Below are 18,853 nucleotides of genomic sequence, written 5' to 3'. Positions count from 1 at the left end.
GATGCGGCATTTGCAGAAGTGACGATAGAAAATTTAGTGGGTTGGTTTACTCACTGCTGCTACTGTACTTCATAAGACTGATAATTGCTATATCACCAGAAAGAGAGCGAACATTCAGATCAATTAAAAGCTTCTCTGGATTATCCTTTTCGGGATGATTAAGATAAAAATCAGCCAAGCTTTTTGTTAACAAAAACTTACTTTTAAAGGTTAAAGTAATAGCAGCTTGTAAAGTTCCATCTATTTCGATAGTTTCTGCCCAGAATTTTGCCTCACGTCTTACTTGCACACCATTTTTAGACAAAGCAGTTATGGATGAAAAGGGATATGGTTTAGATGTCTTTAATACCTGATAAGCGAATAGAGAAATAACATTTGCTGAGACTGTTTTAGTAAGTGGAACTTCTTGAAACTGCCAAGTGCGATCGCTAAAGTCTTTTATTCCTTCCACAGCAATTTGTTCTAGTATAGATTCCCAGTCTCTCCCAAAACACTGCAAATACTGCATAGACTTCTTGCATTGATCAAGAGCATAAAAATATGGCTTATCCCAAACAACGACTATGTGAGGTAAAATCCGACTAAGATGGAAGCTCAAACTAATGCCTTCCTCCTGTTCAATATCAGGTTTAAGCTGAAAGCATATAATATTAAGATTTGAAAAATTTAAACGGAAAATCTCGCTAGAGGAAAGAGTTTTTATTTCACGAATAGTTGTGGTAGCAATCACCTAGAAACCTCACTTACAGAAAATTCACAAACTGAATTAAAGGTACAGTACCTACAGGCAATACCAGGATTAGGAGGGAATATTGTGGCAAAATCATTTGGGTTTTTGCCATGATGCATTTTTTCTATCTCATACCGTTTTGCTATATCTGCTAACTCTATCTGCACAAATTTAAGTTGTTCAGGAGTGGCTGTAATGATGTCAGATGCCAAGTCAGTTTCTAAGTTGTAGAAAGACGCAACAGATGGTTGTTGCGGATAGAGATAGCTAGCTGCTAATAGGTAGACGTAAGCCTGTCGTCGGTCAAAGTCTGATTTACCTGTCTTGAAATCTAAAATATGAATAGTACCATCTTGCTGTTTCAAAGTGCAGTCAGTTGGTGCATATAAAGCGAAAGAATAATTACCTTCTTCGATAGTGATCGGTATAGGAAATCCCTCATCACCTTTGCTAAACTGAATAATTTGCTTGCCAACTAAAATAGGTTTTTTATAATAGTTGTTCAGAATGCCAATGATCCGCTCTTGAACTTCCTCTGACTCCTGATTTAATTTTAGAATAGCTGCAACTTGTTCCACACCCTCAGACTGTGACAAAAGTTGGGGGTCTTGATAAAATTCATAAATTCCCGCTTGTGCTAATTTACCAATTCGCTGATGTTTGTTGTCTTCCAACAGAGCTTTAACTTGAGGTTCTTTCTGACGAACCTTGTTAAAGCCTCGCTTCATATCACAAAACAAGGATTCTTTACCTACTCGTGAATCTGATAAAGACCAAAGATTATAACTTGCAGATGGTAGCCAAACTTGTCCCATAAGTTTCAATTTCCTATGATGAAAGCTGGCATTTGGTGTACCTGGTCTAAATCTCGAATCATAGACAGAATTTCTCTGTTTTTAATTAACAAGAGACTATACACCATCTTATGGTTAGTGGTCAAAGCTTTTAGGAAAAAAACTATATGCTATATCTGTAAATAGACTTTTTACCAATAATTATTTATATAATTCCATCGCTCATACTATGCCTGTGTATGTTCGTACTTTACGTTTTGTTGCAACTTGTGGGGTGGCGCTCCTTATCATTTCATCATGCGATCGCACCCCATAACTAAACTAGAAAGTAAGATGCTCAGAATAGCTTGTAAACGCCACAATAACTACAGGTAAATTAAAAATCGACTTGACTGATGAGCAATTTTCCAGATGTGTCAGAAAAACCGCGATTATCGATTTGAGCATACACCATCAGGGAATTATTGATTTTATGCGATCGCTACATTGTTAACTTTTGGTGCGCTAGCCTTTGGCATAACGCACCCCAGAAAACTAAACAGTAAAGAAATCAACCATTAAAAACGCGACTGCGCCACTTATTCAACCGGGCTTCCCCAATTATGGCAGACCGTCGAGCATCAGCAACTTGCTCTTGCAAACAGGCAATATGTTTTGCTTGCGCGTCAGTTTGCTGTTGCAAAGATGTATATTCACCTGTACTACTTACGTAACTTGAAGTCTGCCAACTACTACTGAATTTTGTTGTCCCGATGTTGGCAAAGGGTCTTAAGTCTGCTAGTTGTTGTTGCAAAGTTGCAATCTGGCTTTCTTGCTCTTGAATTTTTTGCCGCAAGCCTTGTTCAGCTTCTGTGCGAGCAGCAATAAACGTATTCACTGGAGCAGCAGTTTCTGGTCTTGGCTTGAATACTTCAGCAAGTATTGCACTCACATCCGTAGGTTTCAGTTTACCGTAAGGAGTGTTCGTAATTAGCGATCGCACCAGTTGAGGTTCATTATTTGTTGCTAGGTTCTTATCACTGCTGGAATTGCTCCGCAATAGTTGCAGCATATTGCTAAATTCCAGTATCTTTTTGCCCGTCTGGGTTTTGTAACCCCGGTAATATGGCACTATATTCTCCCCAAAGGCATCTAAATACTCGTCGCTATCTAGATAAGAATCAATATCTGCCTCAAAACCCTGTTCATCAAGAATATTACTGTGATCTATAGTCTCAGAATAGTCATCGGGAGCGCGACCTAGCAAGTGTTTGAAGTTTAGTTCAATGGCACGGTAGCGGTAAACGTTATTAAAAAATCTGGAGCGATACAACTCTGATTTGGCAAGCTGACGGACAAACTCACGAACATCAATTATAGCTTGCTTGAGTTGAGATTCAGGAACGATCAGCCGTTCACTTTCCATTATGTAGGCATTACCCAACACTTGCCGATAAACTGCCCTAATGATGATTTCAATGTCATCAGGTGAAGCATTAGTCCACAGTTCAATGGGTTCTGCTTGAGGAAAGGCTTGATATTGGCGTTGTCTGGTTTGGTCATCTACGAAAGTCTGCATAGGGTTTATGTGGGTAGGAAGAACTAATGGTTTTGAGGACGTTTGCTAGAAATCTATATTTTTAAAGGTAATGGGAACTAAGTATTTGTTAATGCTTGCGTGGTAAAGCTAATACCAAGTTCTTTCTGAAATCGCACTACGTAAAATTACAGGCTGTAGAGGTAGTTCAGGAATTACCCTAAGAAGAAAATCTTTTTTCGGCTATTGTTGGCGTAATACCAATTTGGAAAATTATTGCAATAGATGGAATTATAGAACTCTTTCAGAAAAATAATTTTCAATCCAAAATGGTATAAGTCCTGAAATTTGAATTACTTTTACAGTCAAGATTAATTTATCAAGTTTTGGAGACTTTTTTAGTTACATTTTCTAACAAACTTAGACGGCTAACTGTTAATAAGTAACAGCTAATTATCGTGAACAATTAGCAATTAAACATTAACAATTAGCCGTCAACCCCCTTAAGGAGTATTTAAAATTCAAAATGTCAAAAGGATGTCCGCAGTATATTAACTCTCAAGCCCGCTCATCAAATCTAGTATAGAAACCACCGTATTTTATCCAGTATTGTTTCAAAGTATGATGCGGGGTATGTAAACTAGCTTTTGCCTGATATAAAATTACTTGGCGATGATCGCCCATCCAGATTTTATTAATGGGGTCAACGGATATTACTGTTCCTCCTAAAGAAGCAACACATTCAGAAAATCTCTCAATCGTTGTATACTCTAATGTCTCGAATATAAAAAAGTTACCCGAACAAATTAAGTGGCGGCTGCGAATCCAGCAACGCATCTTTTTTTCAGCCTGTGGAGGTAACATTTTATATTTAACAGATTCAAGATGAATCAACATAATGCTTTCACTGCAAGTAATTCATCAGCAAAACTTTCCCTTTTTTCAAACTGCAAAGGGCCAGCAGTTGAACCCCATATTTGCTTATGAGTTTCAATATCTATACCTTTATCTAGACTTATCCAAGTATGCTCGGTTATTTCTACTTCGCTAACCAGATATGTCTGGCATCCATTACGGTTAATCAGACATTGATTACCAGGTTCCACGCTACCCCGAAAAATTTCACCCTCTCGTTGGAAAACCATTGAACAGTTATAACGCCGTTCGATACACTCTGGGGTGATGGTTTTGAGGATATCTAATTCACGAGCAGCACCTGCATAAAGCATCTGGTCTTTCAATCTGTAGTTTTCGATATAAATGCGATCACCACAATCGACTAGTCTATGTACTCCCTGGCGATAGGGTGTCCATAAATCGTGGTCATAAGCCTGTTCTGAATAAAAACCGATGGCAGAAAAAAATTCAATCGGTAAAGGACGGAAAAAAATGTGAATGTGGGCGTAAAGTTGCGGATTTGCAAAAGATTGCTTGTAGTTGCTAAAATCTCCCGCCATCCAACAGGCTAAGGTGAGCAAATCGCTAGCGTTGGTGCTAGATTCACTGGGCGCTATTGTCATCTTCAACCTCAGTAGTGACAAAACTAGATGATTACTTCTATGTTGTAACTTGATATTGTTAATTGGTTGAATTAGACAAAGAGCGAATCTCTGAAGAAAAAGAAGCTGTTGTCACGCCTTTACCATCACCGGTTTTAATTGTCGCTACCCGAAATCGCAGGTTTGGGGTAGCAAACCAAATTCGTTCCTCAGCAGCAGCAAGTTCATACTCTGTCACCAGGGTAAAAATACCATCTTCACTTAAATGATATTTAGCCATTGCGGGAATTGTTTCGGCATACCCTTTGTCACGTAAAAGTTTGCCTCTATAAGGATTTTCTCTATCTGGAATTGGTACTAATACGGTACTACCAGAGATTGGTTTATCGTCCCAGTCTGACTCACCCTCCCAAGTCATCCGAAAGGGATGGGTAATACTGCCGGGGTCAGTGTTATACAATTGGCAGATTGCTAGTACAGCCGGATCGTCGTTAGATAAAGGCTCAATGTCAATGTTAGACAGTACTTGTTCAAAGTGGGCGAATGCTAAATGATGACCACTACGCTGCGATCGCCATCGTCCAATTGAAAGTTCAAAAAATTCAGTAATTTCCATTAGAAAAGTGATTTTAAAAAGTAGCTTACAACCCAAGATATCTCTTGGTTAAATAGTTATTCTCCCAGTCTATATACTAGCTTTCTTGACCACAATTGCATTTGAGCAATTGGGAATTGACAAAATTCCCTCCTGTCTATGACTAAGGAGTGGACATGGAGATTTTAAATCTTTATTAGTCTTAATGATTTAAGTTTTTAAATCGTTAATGCCTTTATATATTCTGATACGATGCTGAAACCATATTTGTTAAAATTTGTTAAGTAAAATAAGACTTTAGAGAAATTTCAGCTTGTTTTTAGTATTTTATTTGCCATTGAAATACAGGTGATGATATTCCTGTTTTCCCTTGAGCAAAAGTATTAATCGTACTGAGTCATCAAGTTTATCTTGGTAAGTGGGCAAGAATAAATCAAACTATGTTACGTAATGCAAAGTTAATTAAGTTGGCTTTTAGTAAGCGTATTGAATTGCTTACGACAAACCTGATCGAATTTGGAAAATAGCCAGTTGGCTGATTAAATGGTCAAAATGGGGAGCAAGAGTTTCCTGCTGATTGGCTGGACACCGCTTCAAACTAGCAGCCTTGATGCTTTTTAAGCCTAATAGCATTGCATTTAGTGGAACGTGTAACTCCTGATAAAGCAAGTTCATATAGTGCAGTCCTGTGGGATTCGTATACTCAGCGTGTCCACCTGCTATGCCATAAGTAATGCAGCGAAGAAAATGCCAAAAATCGCGCCAGCAAGCTTGAGCGCGCTCAGGCGGGTAAAGTCCACCTCCAGGCTGAATAATTTCAGGATAGGTTGCTAAAACCTGCTCTCTAGCTTCATCAACGATTTCGGCGGCGCGATCGCGTAACAATACAGCAACAGGAATAAACTCAGAATTATCTGGTGACAAGGTTGTAATCTGCAATAAATCTTCGTCACTCAGATAGCGGAAAGCATCATCCGCAGCTTGGAATATGGCGATCGCTGCTGTTGAATGGGACTGTTTCCACTCAGCAAAGCTGATAATTCTCGCTTTGGCGATTAATTCTTTGGCGGTTTCGCTTAATTGAGTCATTAGTTTTGGGAATTGGGAATTGATTAAATCTTCCCAAATGCGATCGCCATTTCTTGGCATCTGTAAAATAAAGTAAAGATAGCTCTACCAAATGCACCTATGGAAATCGATCAAATCCAAACTGAACTGAAGAACCCAGATTTTCACAATCGTTTGAAGGCGATCGCAGCCCTCAATGATTATGAATCAGAAGTTGCAGTTCCTCTGCTAACAACTAAACTTCATGACTCAGAATTTTTGGTGCGTTCTTTTGTAGCCAGGGGTTTGGGTAATCAACAATCAGCAGATTCTTTTGCTGCTTTGATGCAAATTATGAAATTTGACGATACTCCTAATGTACGGGCTGAGGCGGCAAATTCGTTATCGCTATTTGGCAGAGTCGCAGTTTCTCATCTAGTTGTGGCATTTTATCAGGATGACCACTGGCTAGTTAAGCGGAGTATTTTAGGTGCGATCGCCGAAATGGATTGCCCTGAAGAACTATTTGATATCTGCGTTCAAGGTTTAAAAGATGAAGATTTCACAGTTCAGGAATCTTCTGTTGATGGACTCGGCTTGCTAGCTAATTCGAGCCAACACAGTGCAGCACTATTCCAAATACTAACCTTAGTGAATGATGAATCTTGGCGAATGCGCGTGCGAGTTAGCTATGCCCTCAAACGCTTTGATGAGCCAGAAGCAAAAGCAGCCTTGAACCAACTCAGACAGGATCAAGATCACCGAGTTGTCGGAGCAGCTTTAGAAGACTTGTTACCACAATAGCGATTTGGGTTTGTTTTAAAATATTGTGATAAAACTTATTTTAACATATATGATCTTACCTTGAATTTGACCAAAATATCCGGTTAATCTGCCAAAATCTGGAAGAAAAGATCAACTTTTTCGAGATGAGGAGGCATTTGTGACTAATATACAAACTGGTCAAATGACTTGGCGACTACCAGGTTCCTCAGAATGTGCTTTACATTTGCGGCATAATGCTTCGGAACCTTGGCGATCGTATAAAGAATTTCCTCAATATGTTCTACCCGATCCGCCGGGTTTTTCAGAAGGATACGCTACATTTTTAGCGCTTCTAAAAAAGAACTGGAAGCCTGTATAAAGAGTGCTGAGTTAAAAGTGCTGAGTGCCTAGTACAAGTCGGCGGAAATAAACCCACTATTACGAACCTTGAAAAAATCATCATTTGCAGTCTTTAAAAAAGGTAGGCGTATTTACGCCACACGGTACTAGCAATTACTTTTGAACTCATACTCAAAAATCAGGACTCAATTGGTGAAGCACTCAAACTGTCACGAGTTGTTTTACGAGTGTAGGCATTCCAAACGTCGAGTTCTGAATATGGACGACTTTTAAGCATGGCTTTAGTTGCTTCTGTGAGTCCTTGGGCTAAAGTAAAATCTGCCCCAGCAATACTTTGAAGATGTTCCATCTCTACATTATGGAGGTCAGTTGCTCGCAGGTCTGCATCCCGCAAATCGGCTCCAGTCAATCGAGCATTCCGCAAGCAAGCCCCAGTCAAATAAGCTTTCGTCAGATCAGCGCCACTTAAAGCCGCACCTTGCAAATTTGCTCCTGTCAAATCAGCACCACTCAGGTAGGCTCCACGCAGATTAGCACCTTGTAAATCTGCATTTCGTAAAGAAGCTGTATTCAGAAAAGCACCATTGAGATTAGCACCCGGCCCCACCGCTCCCGAAGCTTTGTAGTTATATTCTTGGGGCCATTTTGTTTGCGTATCATAACGCGCTACTTGCAGTTTAGCTTCATCCAAATTTGCGCCGCTGAGATTTGCTTGTTGGAGGTTAGCACGGTTTAAATAGGCTCCCTGCAAATTAGCCCGACTCAAATCGGCTCCTTGCAGATTAGCGCCTCGCAAATCAGCCCCACTCAAATCAGCATTAGTCAAAACTAGCCCACTCAGGTCAGTTCCTAGTAGCTTGGCTTTACTCAAGTTAGCTTGTTGTAAATCAACTTCTCTAAGATTGAATTGATACAAATCGGCCCAATCTAGGGGGATTCCAGCTTTCAGTGCTGTTAATATTTCTGGAGTCAGACTGGGGCGTTCGCTAGTAATAAGTTGAATTTCACTATTTGTCATCAGTTGATAAAAATATAACTTTTGGAGTTATTCTACACTTTAGCGAAATTGGGACTTCATCTCATTAGTCAGTATTCAAGAACGCCAAAATTTGATAAAACGAGGTTTTAAATCAGATGCATCTAATACCGCCCTTGTCAATGATCGACTTCTTTCGTAAAAGTGAGGGGACATGGTTTACAGAACGCTCCGTTCATCATTTTGACTCGGCGGCGGATGAGTCGGGGCAGTCGAATTTGATTATTAAAGTCATGGAAAAGGACGATCCGAAAGTCCAAGAAGTCTGTAAAGCCCAAGGGATAGATCATACTAAAGCAACAGGTGGTGCTAGCTTTGCATGGCAGGCTAACCTAGATACCAGGCTACCTAATAGCGATAATGCTGCAATTTTGGTTGATGTTCCCGACGAAACGAGGCGTTTTGGAAAACTGATCCGCAACCAAGGCTATGTTGAAAGCATTCCCGTTGTGAGTCGGTATCGGTTTGCTGATGATGGAGTGCTGACCATTAATACTGACTATGACAATAATCAAGGTCAAGAGCGTTGTTGGTTTGTTACGGATGATTTTCGTGTCAGAGTTAGTACCGTGCGAATGATGAACGGTGTCAACCTAATGACTTATTGTTCTGAGCGTCGTTGTGTTTCCCAAGAACTGCTAGAGCAAATGATCGCTCTGAATCATGCTATGTAGGCAGTTTTGAGTACAGACGCGATTCATCGCGTCTGTACAAGAGATTAATGCCCAATTCCCAATTCCCAATTCCCATTAAGGAATGTTGCTTTGTTTCTCATAAATGAGACGTGCATGATTGTCATCATTTATTTTCATGCAAGGGTTAACAAATCATGCTCCATGTATAAGCCTTTCCTGGAATTTTTAGAAAAAGAGCTATTTCAGCGCTTTGATTTACAAAGTAGGGTCATTCCCCCTGGTTTGGAATTCAAAGTTAGCGATCGCGGCAGAAACCCTGCAACTATTCAGAGTTGGTGTTACCAATCTCAAGAGTTGCGGAAAATTCGCTATACCTATATTGATGCCGGAGAAAGCGCCCAAATTTTTAACAGCGTGGTTTATCCCAGTCATAACTACGATTTACCTCTGTTAGGGATTGATTTTTTATCTTTTGGCAAAGTCAAAAATCTTATTGTGCTTGACTTTCAGCCTTTGTTTCAGGATGAAGATTATCAAAATAAATATATAGCTCCGCTAAAATATCTCCATAATAAATACCCGGATTTGGCACAAAACTTAGAAATGAAGTTTTACGACGCGAACCAGTATTTTTCTAAATACCTATTGTTTGCCAAAACAGACCCTGAAACAGTTGCAACGCGAGTCTTTGAAGCTTTTCAAGATTATTTAAACTTGTATTGGCAAATGCTAGCAGATGCCCAAGCGATTCAAGATCCAGAAGATATCCAACGGATTGTCAAAGCTCAAAAAGACTATGACCAATATAGTGCAGACCGCGATCCAGCATCTGGTCTGTTTAGTAGTTACTTTGGTCATGAATGGTCAGAGCGTTTTCTCCATGAGTTCTTATTTGAAGATGCTGTTCCCCTGGCACTTAGTGCCAGCAAAAGATGACCGATTGGGGATTATTAATTATGAATTTTGAATTTTGAATTTTGAATTTGGAGCGAAGCGACGTGACACTATATCAGCCATTTCTTGATCATGCGATCGCCTATATGCGATCGCGCTTGGATTTACAACCCTACCCGATTCCCACTGGGTTTGAGTCTAAGAGCGCTGTTGTGGGCAAAGGCAAAAATCAGGAAGAGGTTATTACCACAAGTTACGCCTTTCAAACCGCAAAATTGCGGCAAATTCGTGCTGCTCATGTTCAGGGTGGTAATTCGCTGCAAGTACTGAATTTTGTGATTTTCCCTCACCTCAACTACGATTTACCCTTTTTTGGGGCGGATTTGGTGACATTGCCAGGAGGACACTTAATTGCTTTGGATATGCAGCCTCTATTTCGGGACGATCCAGCATATCAAGCAAAATATACCGAACCAATTCTGCCCATTTTCCATACTCATCAACAGCATCTATCTTGGGGAGGAGATTTTCCTGAAGAAGCACAGCCATTTTTCTCTCCCGCTTTTCTGTGGACTCGCCCCCAAGAAACGGCTGTAGTAGAAACTCAGGTATTTGCCGCTTTCCAAGACTATTTAAAAGCTTATCTGGATTTCGTAGAACAAGCGGAAGCTGTAACAGATTCTCAAAATTTAGCAGCCATTGAACAAGCCCAACTACGATACCTGCGATATCGGGCTGAAAAAGATCCAGCACGAGGAATGTTCAAACGCTTCTATGGTGCCGAATGGACTGAAGAGTATATCCACGGCTTCTTATTTGACCTAGAAAGAAAATTAACACCCATTAACTAAATTTGACCTGAAACTCTTATTCAGTCTCAAACTTAATGTATAAATATTTATTTTCTATTACTTAGAAGCTCTCGTAAGCGATCGAGAGAAATTCCCACTAGTACAGCACGGCGTAAATAAACCACCCATTCCAAATCAATAGAACGCTCACCCTGTATTCATTTTGAATTTTGAATTTTGAATTCCGCCTTGCGGTACTAGCCTTTACGAGTGACGCTTTCACAAGAGAAGGTTTTTATCAACGACCGAACATCGTATTACTACTAGTGCTATGCAGACTATATAAGATATCTATCTTTAGATATATTTTATGAGAAATTTCTGGTTGCTCGGTACACTTCGTATGGTGGATTGACTTAAATCCATTAGTTTATGTTATGATTTGTATACTTCTAATGTTATGATTTGTGTTGTGGTTTTAAGTTACCAACCAGTGAGTTCTTTGCTGATTTAATCTAAAATAACCTAATTTAGAACTTAAAAGCCAATTCAAGCAAACTTAGAGATTTTTTAACATCCAGCCGTTCCTTAATAAAGTTAAAGTTGTGTTACTAGTAACTCAGATATATTTAAATTCTGAATTTTCAACAGTTACTGAGGTAGGTATGTCGAATACTGGACATTAACTTTAATAAATGCAAAAGGAATTTTACTGTCATTCTGAAGCAAACAGAATGTAGCGAATTTAGGGATATAAGGTACGATACTAATGCTAAAAAACAGCGAACTAACGATTAATCAGGGTTCTAATCTCAAATTAAAGCTTGGAGAGCAAGGATACGAGCATTTTTCTTCTAGAGTAGAAGTTGTGCGGGATCGTGCAGTTGGAAAGCCATTAGAGTTAAAAAATAGGGGAATAAATCTTAATTAGTTAAGATTTATTCCCAAATTTAAAATCAACATCCCGGAAGAAACAGGCAAGTATTATGCCAATATTATTGCTAGTGGGACTAGTTGATTAATTTGAGGTTATGCCGAATGTAAAGGTTAACCCACATCCAGAATTTACTTAAATGAATGGCGTTGTTTAATAACATTGCCAGTCAGCAATAACTATGAGCTTTTTATTGAAAGCTAATTTTGTAGCGACTTTTATCTAATAAAGATAAAAAGCGCAATTTATTGCCGGTCTGCATTTAGGTAAATCGCAATTATTACCGAAATATCCCAATTTTCTGCAATATAAGGTCAACAGAGATGAATAAGGTTCAAGCATCCTTTGAAGCTACAGAAACTGCATTTCACGTACAAGGTTACGAAAAAATCGATTTTAGTCTTGTCTATGTAAATGGTGCATTTGATATTGAAAACAGAGAAATAGCAGATAGCTATGCTAAATTTGGTCGCTGTCTGACTGTAATTGATGCCAATGTTTATGAACTTTATGGACAACAGATTAAGTCATATTTTAGACACTATGACATCGATCTGACAGTATTTCCCATCATCATTACAGAGCCAGCTAAAACCCTTGCAAGCTTTGAGAAAATTGTTGACGCTTTTTCCGACTTTGGCTTAGTTCGTAAGGAACCGGTCTTAGTCGTTGGTGGTGGTCTAATTACTGATGTGGCTGGGTTTGCTTGCGCTGCTTACCGTCGCAAGAGTAACTTCATTCGGGTTCCTACTACATTGATTGGTTTAATCGATGCAGGTGTAGCGATTAAGGTAGCAGTTAATCATCGCAAGTTAAAAAATCGCTTGGGAGCATATCATGCACCTTTGAAAGTGATCCTCGATTTTTCATTTTTGAAAACCCTACCAACGGCTCAAGTTCGGAATGGGATGGCAGAGTTGGTAAAAATCGCTGTAGTTTCTAACTCGCAAGTGTTTGAGATGCTATACGAATATGGCGAAGAACTACTTTCCACTCACTTTGGACAGGTGAATGGGACACCGGAACTTAAAGAGATTGCTCATAAACTCAACTACGAAGCAATCAAAACCATGCTGGAGTTAGAAACTCCCAACTTGCATGAAATCGACCTCGATCGCGTCATAGCCTACGGCCATACTTGGAGTCCTACCTTAGAGTTAGCGCCTCACGTACCCCTATATCATGGTCACGCTGTCAATATAGATATGGCTTTATCTGCAACCATAGCAGCACAACGAGGTTATATTCCAACAGAAGAGCGCGATCGCATTCTAGACTTAATGAGTCGCATCGGTCTATCACTAGATCATCCTCTACTAGATGGGGATTTATTGTGGGATGCTACCGAGTCTATAAGCTTGACACGAGACGGCAAACAACGCGCAGCCATGCCTCGGCCTATTGGTGAGTGCTTCTTTGTCAACGATTTGACTCGTGAAGAACTTGATGCTGCCGTAGCTGAACATAAACATCTTTGTGCTAAATACCCTCGTGGCGGTGAAGGCGTTGATGCCTACATCGAAAGTCAAGAAGCTCAACTCTTGGGGGTGTGAAGACATGACAAGTGTTTTAGGACGAGAAACAGCTAGACCGATAACGCCACACAGTATTTTAGTAGTGCAGCTACAGCAAACTCTGAAATTAGCAGAAGCAAACAATATTCCCATAGAGATATTAGATTCTCTGCGTCAGGGAGTTCAATTGGCGGCGGGTTTAGATCCCTATCTGGATGATTACACCACTCCAGAATCGAGTGCATTGACAGCATTGGCGCAAAGAACAAGCATTGAAGACTGGAGTAAACGTTTCAGCGATGGCGAAACAGTGCGTCAATTAGAACAAGAAATGCTCTCAGGGCATTTGGAAGGACAGACATTAAAAATGTTTGTTCACATGACCAAGGCAAAGCGCATCCTAGAAGTAGGAATGTTCACAGGATATTCAGCCTTGGCAATGGCAGAGGCACTACCAAGCGATGGGCAACTTATCGGTTGTGAGGTTGACTCCTATGTAGCTCAATTTGCTCAAGCTTGCTTTAGTGAATCTGCACACGGTAATAAAATCGTTGTGGAAGTAGCACCTGCTTTAGAGACACTCCACAAGTTGGCAGCAAGAAAAGAATCATTTGATTTAATCTTCATTGATGCCGATAAAAAGGAGTATGTAGAGTACTTCCAGACTATCTTAGATAGTGACTTGCTAGCTCCTGACGGGTTAATCTGCGTGGATAACACTTTGTTGCAGGGACAGGTTTACCTACCACCAGAACAACGCACCGCCAATGGTGAAGCGATCGCTCAGTTCAACCGTGCTGTTGCTGCCGATCCTCGTGTAGAGCAAGTTCTGTTACCCATCCGAGATGGTATAACTCTGATTAGACGCGTGGCGTAATCGCAGGATAAAAGCAAGGGGACAAGGGGACAATTCTTTCTCTCCCTGCCTCCCCTGCTCCCTCATATTTCCCTACTTTCAAAGACTTATGGCAAAATCAATGGAGGATGAATCATGCCAGTACTTCGTATCCTTCATTTAGTCGGATCTGCATACAATGATTTTTACTGTGAGTTGTCACGCAATTACGCCCAAAGCTGTCTGGTAGCTACAGCAAATCCATCGCTCTATGACTTTCTGATTGCATACATTACACCCGATCGCAAGTGGCGATTTCCTTCCTCTCTCAGTCCTGAAGATATAGCTGTCGCCAAACCGATGACGCTGTTAGATGCGATACAGTTTATAACAGCGCAAAACATTGACCTGATGTTGCCACAAATGTTTTGTATCCCTGGAATGACGCATTACCGCGCCCTATTCGACCTACTTAAGATCCCTTACATAGGTAATACTCCAGATGTCATGGCAATAACGGCCCACAAAGCCAAAACTAAAGCAATTGTCGCAGCCGCAGGGGTGAAAGTACCTCGTGGAGAACTGCTCCGTCAAGGAGACGTGCCGACAATTACACCTCCGGCAGTCATCAAACCCGCAAATGCTGACAACTCTTTAGGGGTGTCCTTAGTTAAAGAGGCTAGTGAGTATGATGCTGCCCTGAAGAAAGCATTTGAATTTGCTTCGGAAGTGATCGTAGAAACATTCATTGAAGCCGGTCGAGAAGTCAGATGCGGTGCCATTGTCAAAGATGGGGAGCTAATCAGTTTACCCCCTGAAGAGTATCAGATAGACCCCAAAGTAAGACCTATCCGCAGCTATACTGACAAATTCAAAATACCAATCGAGGGCGACTTGGATTCAACTGCTAAAAATTATGTCCCAGGTTGGATTGTAGATATTAATGACCCGATCGTCCAAAAGGTTCAGCAAGAAGTTAAGAAGTGTCATTTGGCTTTGGGCTGTCGTCATTATAGTTTATTTGACTTCCGAATCGATCCACAGGGAGAACCTTGGTTCTTAGAAGCCGGGTTGTTTTGTATTTTTGACCACAAAGCGGTGATTGCCTCTACAGCGAACGCAGTGGGAATTCCTTTAAATGAGTTATTTATGACGGCAATCAATGAAGCGTTGGGTACGATTTGATGAATAGAAGATGAAACAATCCTCAGTGGTTGATAGGTTCCAGTATGATGTCATAATTACAACTATGAGAAAGCAGATTTTTGCAGTGTTCCAAAACTTGGGCGCTCTTGGATTATTGGCGATCGTATTTCCCTTCAACTTCATCGTCGTACTCATATTGCTGCTGTGGAATTTTTTCAAGCGATCGTTAAGCAAGCAAGTGGTTTTGAACGAGAATCCCAAAAATATCTTGATCGGTGGTGGTAGAATGACCAAAACCCTTCAGCTTGCACGATCGTTTCACGCTGCTGGGCATCGAGTCATTTTATTTGATCTTGACAAATACTGGTTCAGTGGTTATCGATTTTCTAACGCTGTGGCTGGCTTTTATACAGTTCCTGACTCGCAAGAAGATTTAGAAGGCTATACTCAAGCCGTGCGTGCGATCGCCAAAAAAGAAAACATAGACTTTTTTGTTCCGGTAGGCATTTTCGCTGGCAGCTACTTTGACTCCGAGGGTAAACCAGTGTTATCAAGCTGTTGCGAGAATTTTCACTTCGATGCTGATACAATGAAGCTACTGGATAACAAGTTTACCTTTGCAGAAATTGCCCGTTCGCTCTCGCTATCTGTCCCGAAAACCTTCCTAATTACAGATTCAGAGCAAGTTCTTAAATTCGATTTTGCCAACGAAAAGCGCAAATATATTCTCAAAACTATTGTCTATGACTCTGTTTTACGCTTGGATCTGACCAAGCTACCAATGGAGTCTCACGAAAAAATGGCGCTTCACGTTAAAAGTAAGCCAATTAGTAAAGATAACCCTTGGATATTGCAAGAGTTTATTCCCGGAACAGAATACTGTACTCATAGTACAGTGAGAAATGGTGAATTAACAGTACACTGCTGCTGCAAATCATCTGCTTTTCAAGTCAATTACGAAAACGTTGATCACCCAAAAATTAAGGAGTGGGTGAGTAATTTTGTCAAAGAATTACAACTGACTGGACAAATCTCTTTTGACTTCATTCAGGCGGAAGATGGGGCGATTTATGCGATCGAGTGCAACGCTCGGACTCACTCTGCAATTACAATGTATTACAACCATCCAGGTTTAGCGGATGCCTATCTTAGTAAAGACCCTCCGATTGAAATTCTGCAACCTCTGAGTGATAGTAAGCCCACTTATTGGCTTTATCATGAACTTTGGAGACTTAATGAAATTAGATCGTTAAAGCACTTGCAGAAGTGGGTTAAAAATATTTGGCGAGGAAAAGATGCAATTTTTGAAGTTAACGATCCACTACCGTTTTTAATGGTACATCACTGGCACATTCCTTTACTATTACTCGATAGTTTGCGCTCCTTAAGAACGTGGGTGAGAATTGATTTTTGCATCGGGAAACTCATACAGTTTGGAGAAGACGTAAAATACAAAACCTTTACCTCTGCAATCCCTAAATGATAGTAAAAGGGACTGGGGACTGGGGATTAGGGATTGGGGACTGGGTGTAAAATCGAAAAATTATGGTGGGGGCTTTTACCCACCACCAAATTTTAAAAACCTTTTCCCAGTACCCAGTACCTCTGTTAATGTAAATCAATGGCACATTCTTTTACTCTTATACGAAAGCATGGAAGGTAGGGAAGGATCGTATCTGCTTGTCCCCTTAACTTTTTCCTATCAATCAGCGAATGATTCCACTATTATGTCAACAATTATAATTATGAGAAAGCATATTTTTGTAGTGTTCCAAAACTTGGGCACTCTTGTATTACTGGCGTTAGCATTTCCCTTAAACTGCATCGTCGTCTTAACTTCCTTACTGTGGAACTTTCTTAAGCAACCATTCAGTAAGTCAATTGTTGTTAACCCGAATTCCAAAAATATCTTGATCGCTGGCGCTAGAATGACTAAAACGCTTCAGCTAGCGCGTTCATTTCATGCTGCTGGGCATCGGGTTATTATAATTGACATTGAAAAATTCTGGTCAAGTGGTAATAAATATTCCAACTCTGTTGCAGGCTTTTATACCGTTCCCGATCCAAGCAAAGATTTAGAAGGCTACGTTGAAACCCTACACGCGATCGCCAAAACAGAAAAGATCGACTTTTTTATCCCAGTAGCGATTTTTTCTGTCATCCACTACGATCGCGGCAAGCCACCATTACCAGACTTTTGTGAATTTTTCCACTTCGATGCTGATGTCACCAAGAGCCTGGATGACAAGTTTGCCTTTGCCGAAACAGCGCGATCGTTCGGTTTATCTGTCCCCAAATCCTTCAAAATTACCAATCCCGAACAAGTCCTCAACTTCGACTTTTCTCAGGAGAAGCGCAAATACATTCTTAAAAGCATCCCCTACGATCAAATACGTCGCTTGAATCTCACTAAGCTACCTTGCGATACACAATCAGAAACAGCAGCATTTGTCAAGAGTCTGCCCATAAGTGAGGAGAATCCCTGGATTATGCAGGAATTCATTCCTGGAAAGGAATACTGCACTCACACTACCGCGCGAGATGGAGAGTCACGAATGTACTGCTGCTGTGAGTCATCCGCCTTTCAAGTCAACTACGAAAATGTTGATCGGCTAGAAATTATGAAATGGGCGAGTCATTTTACCAAAGAACTAGGAAAAACCGGGCAACTTTCCTTTGACTTCATCCAGGCAGAAGACGGAACTGTTTACGCGATTGAGTGTAACCCCCGGACTCATTCCGCCATTACTATGTTTTACAATCATCCAGGAGTAGCGGATGCCTATCTTGGTAAAGAGCCTCTGGCTGAATCTTTTCAGCCTCTTGGTGATAGTAAGCCAACCTATTGGCTGTACCACGAAGTTTGGCGGCTGAATGAGATTAGAAATTTTAAGCAACTGCAAACCTGGGTAAGAAACATCAGGCGGGGGAAAGAAGCAATGTTTGAGGTGAGCGATCCCTTACCATTCCTGATGGTACATCACTGGCAGATTCCTTTACTCATTCTCGACAATTTACGAAGACTCAAAGGTTGGATAAGAATAGATTTTAATATGGGCGAGCTTATAGAGTAATACCAATCTGCCATCACAGGTTAATACCCCCGCTACCATTAGCGCAGCATTAGCGACTGTGCGTAGCGTCTGATTTTTATCTGTACCTAATTTTACAGCCTTAAAGCTTTACTATAAGGATTTGTGATGAGGTTAGTGAATTATACTTCGTTAATGCACCCTACAAGATCGGCTGACCTTTATCCTCGATCGACAAGACAGATGAAAAACAAATAAGGTGCGTTACATTCTATTAACGCACCCTACAAGATCGGCGATCGCACTACGAAGTTGCAAGGCGAGAAGCAGATACGTACAGCCTTACTCTTCCCAGAGATTTGGATCAGGAATACTATCTAAATCGTGATTACCTAATGAAGGTCTACGATGTACCTGCTGACCTTGCGATTTTAGATAGTCGTCGTATTCTGTAGCTACTTGCTTTCTCAACGCGATGCAAAACTCAATCTCATTTTTAATCTCGATATATTTTGGCAACTTCTTCTTAAGAATATCTTTTCTTGAGGAAAAGCTATCAAGCTCAAATAGTTCATCTGATGTTGCCTCTATCACATTCTCTTGTAAGTAATCTTGCTCAAGACTATCAATTCTGCCTTTGAGCCAGTCTAAGAGAGATTCAAACCTTTCATCTATACTTTGCTTACTTTTTTGCGACATTTGCAAACCTCGCCACAGAAATCAACGTTTG

The 18,853-nt window shown here is 40.5% G+C and carries 19 protein-coding genes; 10 read left to right on the top strand and 9 right to left on the bottom strand.

Features of this window, described 5'->3' with window-relative positions:
• Positions 1-46: 46 nt before the first annotated feature.
• From V7K38_RS19255 to V7K38_RS19225, 7 genes are all read right to left on the bottom strand, one after another.
• On the bottom strand, positions 47-730 hold the full coding sequence (locus V7K38_RS19255) for a hypothetical protein (RefSeq protein WP_334859995.1): 684 nt from the start codon (positions 728-730) through the stop codon (positions 47-49).
• Complete coding sequence (locus V7K38_RS19250) at positions 727-1,545, bottom strand: PD-(D/E)XK nuclease family protein (protein WP_334859994.1); 819 nt, start codon at positions 1,543-1,545, stop codon at positions 727-729. The genes V7K38_RS19255 and V7K38_RS19250 overlap by 4 nt, the downstream gene beginning before the upstream one ends.
• 529 nt (positions 1,546-2,074) lie before the next feature.
• Entirely contained in the window at positions 2,075-3,082 is a 1,008-nt protein-coding gene (locus tag V7K38_RS19245) for a phycobilisome rod-core linker polypeptide (RefSeq protein WP_334859993.1), read from the bottom strand.
• Positions 3,083-3,598: 516 nt separating this feature from the next.
• Positions 3,599-3,937 (bottom strand): CpeR family transcriptional regulator, encoded by a 339-nt coding sequence (locus tag V7K38_RS19240; RefSeq protein WP_334859992.1) that lies wholly within the window; start codon positions 3,935-3,937, stop codon positions 3,599-3,601.
• Positions 3,931-4,560: a chromophore lyase CpcT/CpeT gene (locus V7K38_RS19235; RefSeq protein ID WP_334859991.1), complete on the bottom strand. Its 630-nt coding sequence runs from the start codon at positions 4,558-4,560 to the stop codon at positions 3,931-3,933. Before V7K38_RS19235 ends, V7K38_RS19240 begins: the two co-directional genes overlap by 7 nt.
• 58 nt (positions 4,561-4,618) lie before the next feature.
• Complete coding sequence (locus tag V7K38_RS19230; RefSeq protein WP_334859990.1) at positions 4,619-5,155, bottom strand: phycobiliprotein lyase; 537 nt, start codon at positions 5,153-5,155, stop codon at positions 4,619-4,621.
• Between the two features lie 474 nt (positions 5,156-5,629).
• Positions 5,630-6,223: a phycobilisome protein gene (locus V7K38_RS19225; protein ID WP_334859989.1), complete on the bottom strand. Its 594-nt coding sequence runs from the start codon at positions 6,221-6,223 to the stop codon at positions 5,630-5,632.
• Between the two features lie 99 nt (positions 6,224-6,322).
• Here V7K38_RS19225 and V7K38_RS19220 point away from each other — a divergent pair, with 99 nt between their 5' ends.
• Together V7K38_RS19220 and V7K38_RS19215 are read left to right on the top strand one after the other, a co-directional pair.
• Positions 6,323-6,985, top strand: a complete 663-nt coding sequence (locus V7K38_RS19220) for a HEAT repeat domain-containing protein (RefSeq protein WP_334859988.1) — start codon at positions 6,323-6,325, stop codon at positions 6,983-6,985.
• Positions 6,986-7,124: 139 nt separating this feature from the next.
• A complete protein-coding gene (locus V7K38_RS19215) occupies positions 7,125-7,325 on the top strand; it encodes a hypothetical protein (RefSeq protein WP_334859987.1) in 201 nt (66 codons plus the stop codon).
• 159 nt (positions 7,326-7,484) lie between these two features.
• Here the strand turns inward: V7K38_RS19215 and V7K38_RS19210 are convergent, their stop codons facing one another.
• Positions 7,485-8,324, bottom strand: coding sequence for a pentapeptide repeat-containing protein (locus V7K38_RS19210; protein WP_334859986.1), 840 nt, complete (start codon positions 8,322-8,324; stop codon positions 7,485-7,487).
• Positions 8,325-8,464: 140 nt separating this feature from the next.
• On the opposite strand from V7K38_RS19210, the gene V7K38_RS19205 reads away from it, so the two are divergent.
• The 8 genes from V7K38_RS19205 (at position 8,465) to V7K38_RS19170 (ending at position 18,165) form a co-directional block, all read left to right on the top strand.
• Positions 8,465-9,016, top strand: a complete 552-nt coding sequence (locus V7K38_RS19205) for a phycobiliprotein lyase (RefSeq protein WP_334859985.1) — start codon at positions 8,465-8,467, stop codon at positions 9,014-9,016.
• Between the two features lie 162 nt (positions 9,017-9,178).
• Positions 9,179-9,913: a 15,16-dihydrobiliverdin:ferredoxin oxidoreductase gene (locus V7K38_RS19200; protein WP_334859983.1), complete on the top strand. Its 735-nt coding sequence runs from the start codon at positions 9,179-9,181 to the stop codon at positions 9,911-9,913.
• A 62-nt stretch (positions 9,914-9,975) separates the two neighbouring features.
• Positions 9,976-10,722 carry a phycoerythrobilin:ferredoxin oxidoreductase gene (locus tag V7K38_RS19195; protein ID WP_334859982.1) on the top strand — a complete coding sequence of 249 codons (747 nt, stop codon included), beginning with the start codon at positions 9,976-9,978 and terminating at the stop codon, positions 10,720-10,722.
• Between the two features lie 1,197 nt (positions 10,723-11,919).
• A complete protein-coding gene (locus tag V7K38_RS19190; RefSeq protein ID WP_334859981.1) occupies positions 11,920-13,149 on the top strand; it encodes a sedoheptulose 7-phosphate cyclase in 1,230 nt (409 codons plus the stop codon).
• Positions 13,150-13,153: 4 nt separating this feature from the next.
• The gene (locus tag V7K38_RS19185) at positions 13,154-13,987 is read left to right on the top strand and encodes an O-methyltransferase (RefSeq protein ID WP_334859980.1); all 834 of its coding nucleotides are present in this window, start codon (positions 13,154-13,156) and stop codon (positions 13,985-13,987) included.
• 114 nt (positions 13,988-14,101) lie between these two features.
• Positions 14,102-15,130, top strand: a complete 1,029-nt coding sequence (locus tag V7K38_RS19180; protein WP_334859979.1) for a D-alanine--D-alanine ligase family protein — start codon at positions 14,102-14,104, stop codon at positions 15,128-15,130.
• Positions 15,131-15,140: 10 nt separating this feature from the next.
• The gene (locus V7K38_RS19175; protein ID WP_442940785.1) at positions 15,141-16,574 is read left to right on the top strand and encodes an ATP-grasp enzyme; all 1,434 of its coding nucleotides are present in this window, start codon (positions 15,141-15,143) and stop codon (positions 16,572-16,574) included.
• A gap of 244 nt (positions 16,575-16,818) precedes the next feature.
• Positions 16,819-18,165 carry an ATP-grasp domain-containing protein gene (locus V7K38_RS19170; protein WP_334859978.1) on the top strand — a complete coding sequence of 449 codons (1,347 nt, stop codon included), beginning with the start codon at positions 16,819-16,821 and terminating at the stop codon, positions 18,163-18,165.
• A 300-nt stretch (positions 18,166-18,465) separates the two neighbouring features.
• On the opposite strand, the gene V7K38_RS19165 is transcribed toward V7K38_RS19170, so the two are convergent.
• Positions 18,466-18,822 (bottom strand): hypothetical protein, encoded by a 357-nt coding sequence (locus V7K38_RS19165; protein ID WP_334859977.1) that lies wholly within the window; start codon positions 18,820-18,822, stop codon positions 18,466-18,468.
• Positions 18,823-18,853: the final 31 nt, after the last annotated feature.

This window comes from Nostoc sp. (assembly GCF_036917465.1).
GTDB lineage: Bacteria > Cyanobacteriota > Cyanobacteriia > Cyanobacteriales > Nostocaceae > Nostoc.
The sequence above is the reverse complement of the archived record's forward strand: the minus strand, read 5'-3'. Positions and strand labels throughout refer to the sequence as shown.